The sequence below is a fragment of the Streptomyces sp. NPDC030862 genome (assembly GCF_055571835.1).
On the sequence record NZ_JBVIEN010000003.1, the window covers coordinates 92677 to 105453 of the forward strand.

Genomic DNA, 12777 nt, shown 5'->3' on the forward strand with positions numbered 1-12777 from the left:
CGCTATGCCCGATCGCGCTCGGCGGGGTCCGGTGCGGCCCGGTCCGGTGCGGCCGGGCCCGGTCGGGCGCTTCCGCGCTCCGCACCGCCCCGCTCGGCGCGGTGCAGCAGCACCGCCGCCAGCAGGCCGCCCGCCAGCACCGCGACCGCGCCGACCAGCTGGCTGGTCTCCAGACCGGCGGCGAACGCGTCCGCGACACGCGCCCGGTCGGCCGGCCCGTCGGCCGCGGCGAGCGCCGCAGGGAGGGAGACGGCCGCCACCCCCGCCCCGGCGACCGCCGCCGTGAACCGCGCGTTGAGGACGGCTCCCAGGACGGCGACGCCGAGCCCGTTGCCGAACTCACCGAGCGTGCCGTTGATCCCCGCGCCCACGCCCGCCTTCTCCGGCGGTATCGCGCTCATGATGGCGTTGCCCATCGCGGGCATGGCCAGCGCGACACCCGCGCCCATGACCACGAGACCGAGCAGCATGCCGCCGTACCCGTGCGCCCCGCCCAGGACGGCGATGGCGGCGAGCCCGGCGGCGACCAGGGCCATGCCCAGCGCGATGGTCCGCGGCGTACCGAGCTTCGGCAGCAGCCGGGCGCCGACGCCCGTCAGGTTGAGGACGACGATGGTCAGCGCCAGCGGCGCCGTCCGCAGGCCCGCGTCGAGCGGCCCGTACCCGAGCACGAACTGCAGGTGCTGCGTCAGCAGGAAGAGCGAGCCCGTCATGCCGAACGCGACGAGGATCGCGCCCGCGACGGCGCCGACGAAGCGCTGGTTGCGGAAGAAGTGCATGTCCAGCATGGGGTGCGGGGTGCGCAGCTCCCAGACCGCGAAGACACCGAGGACGGCGGCGCCGAACCCGGCGGCGACCACGACCCGGCCGGACGCCCAGCCGTGCTCGGGCCCGGCGATGATCGCGTACACGACGGCGGTCATGCCGAGGGTGGACAGCACGGCGCCGAGCACGTCGGGCCGGTCGCCCTGCTTGTGCTTCGACTCCGGTACGAGCGCGGCGACGGCGGCCAGCCCGAGGACCGCGACCGGGATGTTGACGAGGAAGATCGCGCCCCACCAGAAGTGGTCGAGCATGAACCCGCCGAGCAGCGGCCCGGCGGCGAAGCCGAGCGAACTGACCGTGGCCCACAGGCCGATGGCCCTGACCCGCTCGGCCTCGTCGAAGACCTGGACGACGACGGCGAGGGTCGTGGTCATCAGCAGCGCACCGCCGATCCCCATACCCGCGCGGGCGGCGATCAGCTGCGCGGACGACTGCGCGAGCCCGGCGGCGAGCGAGCCGACCCCGAAGAGGGCGAGACCGAGGAGCAGCATCTTCCTGCGGCCGTAGCGGTCGGCGGCGTTGCCGGCGGTGAGGAGGAGGCCGGACTGGACGAGGGAGTACGCGTTGATCATCCACTGCACGTCGGAGGTCGAGGCGTGGAGCTCGTCGGTGAGGGAGGGGATCGCGACGTTGAGGACGGTGTTGTCGAGCAGCACGGTCAGCTGGGCGAGGCAGATGACGCCGAGGATCAACCAGCGCTGCGGGTGCCCGCCGCTGCCGGTGGGCGGCGCGGCGGGATGGGGATCGGCGCTTGTCGCCGTCATGACGGGAGCTCCTTATACGGTGTACGAGACTCAGGCCCGTACACCGTACAAGTGAGCCTTCTACGCCGTACAACGATTTATGCGCCCGGCTTGATGAGGTACCCCGCACCCCGCCGGGTGTGGATCATCGGCGGCCGTCCGGCGTCGAGCTTCTTGCGGAGGTAGGAGATGTAGAGCTCGACGACGTTGGCGTGTCCGCCGAAGTCGTAGCTCCAGACCCGGTCGAGGATCTGGGCCTTGCTCAGCACCCGCCGCGGGTTGCGCATGAGGTAGCGCAGCAGCTCGAACTCGGTGCCGGTCAGGTGGACGGCCTGCCCGCCGCGCGACACCTCGCGGCTGTCCTCGTCCAGGACCAGGTCCCCGACGACGAGCCGCGAGCGCCGCGTGGCGCCGGACCGCCGGGTCAGCGCGCGCAGCCGCGCGACGACGTCCTCGATGCCGAAGGGCTTGGTGACCTGATCGCCCGCGCCGGCCGCGAACCCCGCGACCCGCACCGCCGCCCCGCTCGGGTCCCTCGGCGTCAGGAACAGCACGGGCACGCCGGGCAGTTCGCGCCGTACGCCGCCGACCACGGCGGGCCCGTCCATGTCCGGCAGCGTCACGTCCAGGACGACGGCGTCGGGCCGGAACTCCCGGGCGGCGCGCACCGCCCCGGCGCCGTCCCCGGCGCAGCGCACCTCCCACCCCTCGTACCGCAGGGCCGTGGACAGCAGTTCGGCGAGCGATGCCTCGTCGTCGACGACGAGGACGCGGAGTCCGGTCTCGGTAGCCATGGACTCACGATGGCGAAGGAGCCTGAGAGAAGCCTTGGCCGTCCCTGTGATTTCCCTGAGAAAGGCCAGAAAGGCCAGCAAGGCCAGAAGGCCGTCGGACGCCCCCTCAGAAGAGCCCGGGCTGCTCCCCACGCGGCACGTGGACGACCGGCACGGTGACAGCGGCGTCGGCATCACTCGGAACGAGGTCCCACCCACTGATCAGCCGGGTGTCGAGGACGATCCGGCGTCCGTCCCCGGCGAGGAGGTGCACGTCGGGCCCCGCGACGGCGACGACCGTCCCGCGCACGCTCCCTCCGGCGACGAGCTCGCCGACGACACCGTCCACGGCGTCGACCCGCTCCAGGCCGAAGACCTCGGCGAGGTCGACGACCCGCGGCTCGGCCGCCCGTTCCAGGGTCTCGCCCCAGCCGGGCACCCCGGCGGCCCGCCGGTACAGCGCCTCCACCTCCGCCGCCCGCTCGGCCGCGTCGGGCAGCCGTACGCGCGCGGCGCGCTTGGCGGCGTACGGGATGCGGTCCGGCACCCCCAGCGCCGTACCGAGCACCTCCTCGGTCCGCCGCGCCGCCATCAACGGCCCGCGCCCGAGCCAGGTGTACGCCACGGCCCCCTGCTCCAGCAGCCGCGCGTCACCCCGCTCCTCCGCGGTGATGCCGACCTTGACCATGCCGGGGCCGAACCACGCGAGGTACACCCGGTACGTCCTCGGGTCGTCCGCCGCGGCGTCCGCCGCCACGGAGTGCGCCCGGTCCAGCCGGGCGCACTCGGCGCACCGCCCCCCGGTACTGCGCCCGCCCACGACGGCCCCCACGACACACGGCCGCCCGCGCGCCCCGGCGCACCGCCGCTCCCCGACGGCCCGGAAACCGATCTCGCGCCCGTACGACAGCGGGCTGACCCGCCCCCGCTCCCACACGAGCACGGGCCGGCGCTCCTGCCACCGCAGCCCGACGGCCCTGGTCACCCCCGGTACCTCAGCCCCGGTACCGCAGGCGCGGCGCGGACCCGGTGTCGTGCAGGTCCCGCAGCACGGGCCGCGCCTCGCGCGCCGCGCGCAGCACGGCCGGGTCGAGGTCCGCCACGACGACCTCCCGCTTGTCGGGCCCGGCCTCCACCACGAGCCGCCCGTCGGGTCCCCACACCCCGCTGCCGCCGCAGGCGTGCCAGCCGCCGGTCACGCCCACGTGGTTGGCGAGCACGGTGTACACGGTGTTGTCGAACGCCCTGGCCGGGAACCACATGCGCGACTCGTGGTACCCGTTCCCCACCCCGAACAGCGCCCCCACGACGTACGCGTGACACCCGTCGAGCGCGGCGGCCCGGGCGTGCTCGGGGAACCCGGAGTCGTAACAGACCCCGATGCCGAGCCGCCACCCGTCCACCTCGACCGTGCAGCCGGCCTCCCCCTGCCGGTACACCTCGCGCTCAGTGGCGAACAGCGTCTGCTTGTCGTACCGCCCGGCGAGCCGCCCTTCGTCGTCGACGACGAGCGCCGACACGTACAGCTCCCCCGCCTCGTACACGGCGGCCCCCACCACCCCGACGACCCCACCGTCCCGGCACGCCTCCCGCACCGGATCCAGCCGCCCGTCCTCGGCCTGTACGGCACACCGCTCCGGCTCGGCGGCGATCAGCCCGGGCTCGTACCCGGTCAGGAACTTCTCGGGGAACACCACCACCCGCGCCCCGCTCCCGGCGGCCTCCCGCACCATGTCCGCGACGACGGCGGCATTCGCCTCGACGTCCCCGCCGACGGGACAGGCCTGCGCGGTGGCGACACGCAGGACTTGTGAGGGCAGCTGATCACTTCGCATGCCGGCCAACCTAGCGGCCGGAGGCGTCTTCACCACGACCGGCGGAATCGATCAGTCGGGCGCGGTGGCAGAGGTCTGGTAGTCCAGGTCCGGATCGGGCGGCCCGCACTGCAGGATCGCGTCCACCGCGGGCCACACGGCGAGAGGCACGTCGTAGCAGTACAGCATCCAGGGGTCGTCCGCGTCCGGCTGGATCACCTCCCGCAACTGCACTATCTGCTCCGGGCTGATGGGGCGCTGCGTGCGCAGGAACTCGTCTTCCTTGCTGTACCCGTCCAGCCACCAGACGACATCCGGCTGTTCCCTGTCCATCGGTGAATCGTAAGAGGAGATGCCGAAAGCCGATCGAGCGGTCCCGGCCCTCTCAACGCATATCGAGCAGCATCACGTCATGGAGGTCCGCACCCTCGCCCCCGGGACGCGCCTCGCCGATCTTGCGGTATCCCCACGCCCGGTAAACGGCCGACGCCGCCTGGTTCGCCGGGTGGACGTTCAACAGGACCCGCTCTGCTCCGAGGCCGTCGAGCAGCGTCTGGTGCAGACGCCGCGCGACACCCCGTCCGCGCCACGGTCCGCGTACGGCGAGTTCCATGAGCCCGAAGGTGCGCTGCCCGTCCTCGCGCCGCATGTCGTCGGGCACGGGCTCGATCAGCTCGTCCCACCACACGGTGTCGGGCCTGAGGGGGTGGCCGTAGGCCATGCCGATCGGCTCACCGTCCCCGGCACGGGCCAAGGCGGCGCGGAAGGCGCGGTTGCGGGCCTGCGCGGGGAAGCGGCGGAAGGCGGCGGCGACGTCGTCCGCGGTCTCGTTGTACGGGGGCTCGGCGAAGGCTTAGGCGTAGATCAGCTTGAACGCTTCCTCGGCCCTCACCGCGGCCGACCCGTCCATGCGCTCTACCGCGATGGCTCCCTGGTGCGCCATGTGGTCCCTCCTGGCTCTTCTTCGGCCGCCCGGCCCCCGGAGGGCCGGGCGGCTGCGTACGCCTCGTGGGCGGCTGCCGCCTCGGCCGGTCCGGAGCGTGGGCGGCTCAGCGGATCACGCGTCGGGGTTCATGCCCAGGGCGGTCTTCTTCAGCCGGTCGATCTGGAGCTTCGCGAGGTCGTTGTAGTTCGGCTTCTGCGCGAAGGTGCCGTCGCCGTTCACCACGGCGACGACGCTGCCGATCCGCATCATGATCATGGTCTCGCCGTCGGCGTCCTCGAAGGCCTCGGTCTCCTCGGCACCCGCGTCGACCTTCACCATCTTCGCGTTCTTCCCGTCTTGCCCCGCCTTGCGGCGCTCCTCGGCGGTCAAGGCCTTGTACGTGGCCCTGGCGTCGTCCGGGCTCTGGAAGGCGAGGAGGCCGAAGATGACCTCACCGTCGTACTCGGAGCTGTCGCCCCGGTTGCCGGCGTCCGTATCGAAGTCGGTGCTGCCCATGCTGAGCAGCCCGCCGCAGTTGGACTCGGTCGAGTCGCTGCACGCCTCGACGGCCTCGTCGCCGACCTCGACCTCGATGTCGTCACCCGTGAAGCCCTGGGGAGCGCTCGCCTTGCTGGGGAGGGCGGTGCGGACCATGTCCGGCGTCAGTGTGACCGGGGGCTTGTCGTCGTCCCCGCGGAAGGCGTCCAGACCGTCGTCCGAACTACCACACCCCGTCAGTACGGCCATCAGCACCGCTCCGGCCGCGATCCCCCGTGTCGCCTTGCTCAACGTCAACCCCTCGTAGCTCTTGATCACTTGACGTGGACACTCAAGCGCATGAGCCCTGAGCGCACCAAATGCGTCTCACGTCTCACAGGAGGCCGGCGGGGAACGGGGGATGGGAATGGGGGAACGCCAGAGGCCCCGGACTTCCGTCCGGGGCCTCTGGCTCACTGTGCACTCGGCAGGATTCGAACCTGCAACCTTCTGATCCGTAGTCAGATGCTCTATCCGTTAAGCTACGAGTGCTTGTGCTTCCCGGGTTTTTCTTCCCGGTCGGCGTTGCGGGAACAACATTACATGACCTGCGCCGGGACGCGAAATCCATTGTCCAAACCGCCTCTGACCTGGGCAAATCCCCCCACCTGAAGATCCACGGGGCGGGAGATCGGGAGTCCGGGGACCCAGGATCCCGGAAGAAGAGGGCCGCGCGGGCACCCCGGGGCCACCAGGCCGCCGAGCCGGCCTGCAGGCAGGCGATCGGGTGAAACAGCCGCCGCCCGGCGATCACGGCCCGGGAACGACCGAAGCCCCGGCCGTGGGGCCGGGGCTTCGGGTGGGACTGGCGGAGGCGGAGGGATTTGAACCCTCGATGGGCTTTAAGGCCCAAACCGCATTAGCAGTGCGGCGCCATAGACCGGACTAGGCGACGCCTCCAAGCCTGCACACCCACGCGAGCGCGAGTGGTGCGTGCGTGCAGATGATGACACAGCCCAGGGGGGTGTCACCAATCGCTCCCCACGGTACTAGGCGCGCAGGGCGCAGAGCAAAGGCTTACGGGTTGCGCAACGCGCGGGGTGGTGGAGCGTTAGTGAGGTGAGGGATGCCAGGGCCTCCGGACCCCTGTCCGGCAGCGAGGCGTCCCGACGGTTTCGTGGTTCCGTACCCCTGGAGTTCGTATGCTGCGCCGTCTCGTCCTCACCACCGCCGCGTCCCTCGCCGCCCTCGGCGCCGCCGCGCCCGCCGCACTGGCCGGTACGACCGGGCCCCTCGTCCCCGACCTGCCCAGGCTGCCGCTGCTCGCGGCCACCGACAAGCTCACCGTCACCGTGGCCGACTCCGGGAACGCCGCGCTGGACGGCACCTTCGAGCTGGAGTGCGGGGCGCGTACCGCCAGCGGCACCCACCCCAGGGTGCAGGGCGCCTGCACCCGGCTGGAGGAGCTGTCGCGGGAGGGCAAGGACCCGTTCGCACCCGTCGGCAAGGACCAGCTGTGCACCATGCAGCACGGCGGCGACGCGACCGCGCACATCACCGGCACCTGGCACGGACGGCAGGTCGACGCCCACTTCCAGCGGACCGACGGCTGCGAGATCCAGCGGTGGGACGCCCTTGAGCCCGTACTGCCGAAGCCCGGCGCATAAGCGCGTTATAGGGGCGACAATCGTGCCGGTCCTGGCCGGAACCCGCACAGAACCTCCGCCGCGCCCGTCGCGCCTGCCTTTAGACTCCCTCCAGTGACAGGCCCCGGCCCGGGGGGTGGCAGTAGGTCAGTGGGAGGAAGCGTCGTCGTGAGCAGCAGGCCATCCCGAGGCGCTGCTCGCCTCGCAGCCATACTCGACGCGCTGCCGGACGGGCTCGTCCTCGTCAACGCGAACGGCACGGTCGTCAACGCCAACACCATCGCCCTGGAGATGTTCGAGACCCCGGGGACCGCCCTGGTGGGGCGCGGGTTGCTGGACCTGCTGCCGGCCTTCGACTCCCGGCTCATCCCCGGCTCCATGCGCCGCCCCGAGGCCGCCGACGCGCGCGGACGGACCAAGCCCGCCCGCATGATCGCGCGGCGGACGGACGGGAGCGAGTTCCCGGTCGAGGTCACCAGCGCCAGCCTCGAGGACGGGCGCGAGGCGTACGACTCGTACGGCGCGAACCCCCGGCCGTACACCGGCGACGAGCTGCTCATGCTCGTCGTGCGCGACCTGTCCGGGACCGTCGACACCGAGGCCGAGCTGGCCCGTTCGCAGCGCCAGACCGAGATGATCCTGCGCGCCGCGTCCGAGGGCGTCGTCGGCACGGACACCGACGGGCGGATCGTGCTCGTCAACCCGGCCGCCGCGCAGATCCTCGGCTGGCGCGCCAGCGACCTGGGCGGCAAGGAGCTGCATCCGCTGATGCTGCACTCGCGTGCGGACGGCGAGCCCTTCCCGTACGACGACTCGCCCCTCGCCGACACGCTCCGCTCCGGGCGCAAGCACCGGGTGCGCGGCCAGGTGGTGTGGGCGAAGGACGGGTCGCCGGTGCCGGTGGACCTGACGACGGCGCCGGTACGGGACGGGGACCAGCTCGTCGGCGCGGTGATGACCTTCACCGACCGGCGGCCGTACGAGGAGCTCGTCGAGAAGCACACCGCTGAGGTCACCGAGCTGACCGAGAAGCACACCGCCGAGGTCACCGAGCTGACCGAGAAGCACGCCACCGAGATGGCCAACCTCAGCGAGCGGCTCTCCGTCGAGGTCGAGCGGCGCGAGGAGCGGTACGCCGCGCTCGCCGCCCGGCACGCCCAGCTGACCGCCGTGCTCGGCGAGTCGCTGCGCGGTCCGCTGGAGGAGCTGCGCACCGAACTGGGCACGCTCGCCGCCGATCCGGCCGGGCAGCTGTGGCCCGAGGCCAACCAGATCCTGCACCACCTGGCCGCCGGGTACGCCCGGATGACGACCCTGGTCGACAACGTCCTGGGCTACCAGCGGCTGGACGTCGGCGACGAGGAGCTGCGCAAGGACAAGACGCTCCTCGACGCGATCGTCGCGGCCGGTGTCGAGGGCGCGGTGGAGCTCATCGGCCCCGGGCGCGTGCAGTTCGCCGTGCACGCACCGCCCATCGAGGCCGAGGTCGACGGCGTACGGATCTCGACGGCGCTCGCGCACCTGATCGCGGACGTGGCCGGGGTCGACTCCACCGGCAAGGCCCGGGTCGCCCCGGGCGCGGGCGGCGGGTACGTCGACTCGACGATCGTCGTCGCCGCCGCTCAGCGCGGTGACGTCGTACGCATCGAGGTGCGCGGACCGTACGCCGGGGGCGACCCGGTGCACGAGCCGATCGTGCGCGGGATCGTACGGGCGCACGGCGGCGTGCTGCAGCCGCACGACGTGCCGGGCATGAGCGGGCACGCGTACGTACTGGAGGTGCCGCTGGGAGCCGGGGCCGGGGCCGTGAAGCCCACCTCGTCGGCACTGGCCATCGCGGGGCCCGAACGGGCTGCGGGCGACGCGCCGGAGGGCGGGACCGCGGACACCGAGGCCGCGCAGACCGGGCCGAAGGCGGCTGCCGCTCCTCCCGCTACTCCCGTCGTGCCTGCTCAGCAGTCGGGCGACACCTCCGGTGGCGGTACGTCCGGCGGCGGGCGGCGGCGGGCGCGGCGCGCTTCGACGGACGCGTTCCTGGAGAGCCCGGTGCGCGCCGAGGACCCGGTGGCCGTGCCGCCGACCGGGCGCCGGCGCGGGAAGCCGAGCCCGGCGGAGGCCGGGGCTCCGGCCGAGGGCGCGGTCATGACGGCCGCCGAGAGCGCCCAGGGGCGCGCGGCGCGCGGGCAGACCGTGCCGCCGCAGGGTGTGCCCGTGGACGCGGCGTCGCCGGTACCGGCCGCGGGGCTCGCGGCCCTGCCCGCGCCCGCGCAGCACCCACAGTCCCCGCAGTCCCCGCAGTCCGCTCCGACCGGGCGCCGTGCCCGGCGGGCGCTCGGCACCGCGCAGGAGCGTCCGGCGTCGCCGCCCGAGGGCGCGCGCACCGCGTTCGCGCTGCCGCCCGCCCAGGCGGACCGCCGCGCCGACGACGAGGGCCGCCACGACGCGGTACGCGATGCCGCAGCCGGCACCGAGGCCGTACGCCCGGAGCCGGAGGCCGATCACACGCCGCCGCAGCCGCACCCGGTGCAGCCCCCGGCGCCCGCGCCGTCGGGCCGGCGCCGCGCGGTGCAGGACCCGGCCTCGGGAGCAGGGGCCGGGACCGGGACCGGGACCGGGACCGGGACCGGTTCCGTACCGCTGCCGCCGGAGACGCCGGCCGGCGCCGCACCGGACGACACGGGCAGTTCGACGCAGGGCCGCGCGTTCAGCGTGCGCACGCTCGGGCAGGGCGTCCCGTTCGCGCAGCAGATCCAGCCGCCGGTCCCGCCACAGGCCCAGCCGCCCGCGCAGCCCGCCGCGGCCACGCCCTCCGGACGCCGCCGCAAGCTGGCTACGCCGCCCGCGGAGGGCGAGCGCCCCGTACCCCCGCAGCCGCAGCCCCAGGCCCAGCCGCAGCCGCAGCCGCTGCTGTCCCCGCCCGCCGAGGGCCGCGCCTACGAGATAGGAGCGCCCGACGCGAACGCGGCCGAGGGCCCCGAGCCGCTCGACGGTCCCGGTGGCGCGGTGGAGGTGGCCAACCAGCCCGCCCCGCAGCCCGTCGACGACGAGCTGCCGCCCGAGCCGCTGGACAACCCGCGCCGTCTGCTGGTCTGGCCCGCGCCGGACGTCTCCACGCAGGAGGCGCTGAGCGAGCGCGGCTACCGGCCGGTGATCGTGCACTCGCGCGAGGAGGTCGACGCGCAGATCGCCGCGTTCCCGGCGGCACTGTTCGTGGACCCGCTGACGGGGCCGATCACGCGCACGGCCCTCCAGTCCCTGCGCCAGGCGGCGGTGGCGGCCGAGGTGCCGGTGCTGCTCGCCGCGGGCCTCGGGCAGGCGACGCGCGAGGCGGCGTACGGCGCCGATCCGGCCGTACTCCTCAAGGCCCTGGCTCCGCGCGACAGTGAGCAGCACCCGTCCCGCGTGCTGCTGATCGAGCAGCACGAGGAGATCGCGCTCGCGCTGACGGCGGCGCTGGAGCGGCGCGGGATGCAGGTCGCGCGGGCGGACGCCGACACCGACGCGGTCACGCTCGCCGCGCAGATGCGGCCGAACCTGGTGGTGATGGACCTGATGCAGGTACGTCGCCGGCGCGCCGGGATCATCGACTGGCTGCGCGCGAACGGGCAGCTGAACCGCACCCCGCTCGTCGTCTACACCTCGGCCGGCCTGGACGAGGCGGAACTGCCGAAGCTGGCGTCCGGCGAGACGGTGCTGTTCCTCGCGGAGCGGTCGACGAGCCCCGAGGTGCAGTCGCGGATCGTGGACCTGCTGGCGAAGATCGGCACGAACTAGGGCGGACACCCTGGGATCGGGGCGCCCCCGCCACGCGGGAGCGCCCCGATTCAGGTCGTCAGAGCTGGGTGACGTCCAGCTCCCCGGCCGCGTACTGGCGGCGGATGACCTTCTTGTCGAACTTCCCGACGCTCGTCTTCGGAACCGCCGGGACCGTCGCCCACCGCTCCGGCAGCTGCCACTTGGCGATCGCCATCTCGTCGGCGAGGAAGGCGCGCAGCGCCGCGTAGTCCGCGCTCGCGCCTTCCTTCAGGACCACCGTCGCCAGCGGGCGCTCGCCCCACTTCTCGTCCGGTACGGCGACGACGGCCGCCTCCGCGACCTCCGGATGGGCCATGATTGCGTTCTCCAACGCGACCGACGAGATCCATTCGCCGCCGGACTTGATGACGTCCTTGGCGCGGTCGGTGAGCGTGAGGAAGCCGTCCGTGCTGATGACCCCGACGTCGCCGGTCTTCAGCCAGCCGTCCGCGCTGAACTTGTCCTCCGGGCGGAGCGGTTCGCCGTTCGCGCCGCCGTAGTACGCGCCCGCGATCCAGGGGCCGCGTACCTCCAGCTCGCCCGCCGACTCGCCGTCCCACGGCAGGTGGTCGCCGCCGGGGCCGACGAGCCGGGCCTCGACGCCGGCCGGGAAGCGGCCCTGGGTGATGCGGTACGGCCACTCCTCCTCGGCGGAGAGGCCGGCCGGCGGGTTCGCCATGGTGCCGAGCGGCGAGGTCTCGGTCATGCCCCAGGCGTGGCAGAGGCGTACGCCCAGCTTGTCGTAGGCCTCCATGAGCACGGGCGGGCAGGCGGCGCCGCCGATGGTGACGCGGGCCATGGAGGTGAGGTCGCGGGGGCGGGCGGTGACCTCGGCGAGCAGGCCCTGCCAGATGGTGGGGACGGCGGCGGCGTGCGTGGGCCTCTCGCTCTCGATCATCTCGGCGAGCGGGGCGGGCTGCAGGAAGCGGTCGGGCATCAGCATGTTGACGCCGGTCATGAAGGTGGCGTGGGGCAGACCCCATGCATTTACATGAAATTGGGGCACAACGACCAGGGTGGTGTCCTTGTCGGTGAGCCCCATGGATTCGGCCATGTTGACCTGCATGGAGTGCAGGTAGATGGAGCGGTGGGAGTACACCACACCCTTGGGGTCGCCGGTGGTGCCGGAGGTGTAGCACATGGCGGCGGCGGCCCGCTCGTCCAGCTCGGGCCAGTCGAAGGTGTCGGGGCGGTCCGCGATCAGCTCCTCGTAGTCGTGGACCCGGGGCGCGGCACCGTCGAGGAGGGAGCGGTCGCCGGGGCCGGAGACGACGATGTGCTCGACCGTGGGGAGGTGCGGCAGCAGCGGGGCGAGGAGCGGGAGGAGGCTGCCGTTGACGATGACGACGCGGTCTTCGGCGTGGTTGACGATCCAGATCAGCTGCTCGGCGGGCAGGCGTAGGTTGAGGGTGTGGAGGACGGCGCCCATGGACGGGATCGCCAGGTATGCCTCGATGTGTTCGGAGTTGTTCCACATCAGGGTGCCGACCCGTTCGTCGCCCGTGACGCCGAGCTCGTCCCGCAGGGCGCCCGCCAGCCGGGCGGCACGCGCCCCGGCCTCCGCGAAGCTGCGGCGGTGCGGCGCGGCGGGGTCGCCGGTCCAGGTGGTGATCTGCGACGTCCCGTGGATCGTCATCCCGTGGTGCAGGATGCGGGTCACCGTCAGCGGTACGTCCTGCATGGTGCTCAGCACGGCGTCCTCCCGTTGGGCGCAACGTGGCGTTAAGGGTGTGCAGATTCTGCGCACATACCACGCGGTATGTCACTACCCGGGAGTAG

General features: G+C 73.2%; 9 protein-coding genes, 2 tRNA genes and 1 pseudogene. 2 read left to right on the forward strand and 10 right to left on the reverse strand.

Features of this window, described 5'->3' with window-relative positions; all coding sequences use genetic code 11:
- Positions 1-2: 2 nt before the first annotated feature.
- The 9 genes and pseudogenes from ACZ42X_RS08610 to ACZ42X_RS08650 all read right to left on the reverse strand — a co-directional run bounded on the left by ACZ42X_RS08610 (position 3) and on the right by ACZ42X_RS08650 (position 6517).
- Entirely contained in the window at positions 3-1589 is a 1587-nt protein-coding gene (locus ACZ42X_RS08610; RefSeq protein ID WP_468285864.1) for an MFS transporter, read from the reverse strand.
- 77 nt (positions 1590-1666) lie between these two features.
- Complete coding sequence (locus tag ACZ42X_RS08615) at positions 1667-2362, reverse strand: response regulator transcription factor (protein WP_468285865.1); 696 nt, start codon at positions 2360-2362, stop codon at positions 1667-1669.
- 106 nt (positions 2363-2468) lie between these two features.
- Positions 2469-3326, reverse strand: a complete 858-nt coding sequence (locus tag ACZ42X_RS08620) for a DUF2797 domain-containing protein (RefSeq protein WP_468285868.1) — start codon at positions 3324-3326, stop codon at positions 2469-2471.
- 10 nt (positions 3327-3336) lie between these two features.
- On the reverse strand, positions 3337-4176 hold the full coding sequence (locus ACZ42X_RS08625; protein WP_468285871.1) for a carbon-nitrogen hydrolase family protein: 840 nt from the start codon (positions 4174-4176) through the stop codon (positions 3337-3339).
- A 51-nt stretch (positions 4177-4227) separates the two neighbouring features.
- Positions 4228-4488, reverse strand: a complete 261-nt coding sequence (locus tag ACZ42X_RS08630; protein WP_468285873.1) for a DUF7683 domain-containing protein — start codon at positions 4486-4488, stop codon at positions 4228-4230.
- Between the two features lie 52 nt (positions 4489-4540).
- Positions 4541-5098, reverse strand: a pseudogene (locus tag ACZ42X_RS08635) (GNAT family N-acetyltransferase).
- A gap of 114 nt (positions 5099-5212) precedes the next feature.
- Positions 5213-5869 carry a hypothetical protein gene (locus ACZ42X_RS08640; RefSeq protein WP_468285876.1) on the reverse strand — a complete coding sequence of 219 codons (657 nt, stop codon included), beginning with the start codon at positions 5867-5869 and terminating at the stop codon, positions 5213-5215.
- Positions 5870-6036: 167 nt separating this feature from the next.
- A tRNA-Arg gene (locus ACZ42X_RS08645) sits at positions 6037-6109 on the reverse strand.
- Positions 6110-6423: 314 nt separating this feature from the next.
- Positions 6424-6517: transfer RNA gene (locus tag ACZ42X_RS08650), tRNA-Ser, on the reverse strand.
- A gap of 242 nt (positions 6518-6759) precedes the next feature.
- Between ACZ42X_RS08650 and ACZ42X_RS08655 the strand changes: the two genes are divergently transcribed.
- Both ACZ42X_RS08655 and ACZ42X_RS08660 read left to right on the forward strand, forming a co-directional pair.
- The gene (locus ACZ42X_RS08655; protein ID WP_468285878.1) at positions 6760-7224 is read left to right on the forward strand and encodes an SSI family serine proteinase inhibitor; all 465 of its coding nucleotides are present in this window, start codon (positions 6760-6762) and stop codon (positions 7222-7224) included.
- Positions 7225-7371: 147 nt separating this feature from the next.
- On the forward strand, positions 7372-10977 hold the full coding sequence (locus ACZ42X_RS08660; RefSeq protein WP_468285880.1) for a PAS domain-containing protein: 3606 nt from the start codon (positions 7372-7374) through the stop codon (positions 10975-10977).
- A 58-nt stretch (positions 10978-11035) separates the two neighbouring features.
- On the opposite strand, the gene ACZ42X_RS08665 is transcribed toward ACZ42X_RS08660, so the two are convergent.
- A complete protein-coding gene (locus ACZ42X_RS08665; protein ID WP_468285883.1) occupies positions 11036-12691 on the reverse strand; it encodes a long-chain fatty acid--CoA ligase in 1656 nt (551 codons plus the stop codon).
- Positions 12692-12777: the final 86 nt, after the last annotated feature.

Coding starts and splice junctions, on each gene's coding strand:
- ACZ42X_RS08610 (WP_468285864.1), bottom strand. CDS start 1,589: ATGACGGCGACAAGCGCCGATCCCCATCCCGCCGCGCCGCCCACCGGC.
- ACZ42X_RS08615 (WP_468285865.1), bottom strand. CDS start 2,362: ATGGCTACCGAGACCGGACTCCGCGTCCTCGTCGTCGACGACGAGGCA.
- ACZ42X_RS08625 (WP_468285871.1), bottom strand. CDS start 4,176: ATGCGAAGTGATCAGCTGCCCTCACAAGTCCTGCGTGTCGCCACCGCG.
- ACZ42X_RS08630 (WP_468285873.1), bottom strand. CDS start 4,488: ATGGACAGGGAACAGCCGGATGTCGTCTGGTGGCTGGACGGGTACAGC.
- ACZ42X_RS08655 (WP_468285878.1), top strand. CDS start 6,760: ATGCTGCGCCGTCTCGTCCTCACCACCGCCGCGTCCCTCGCCGCCCTC.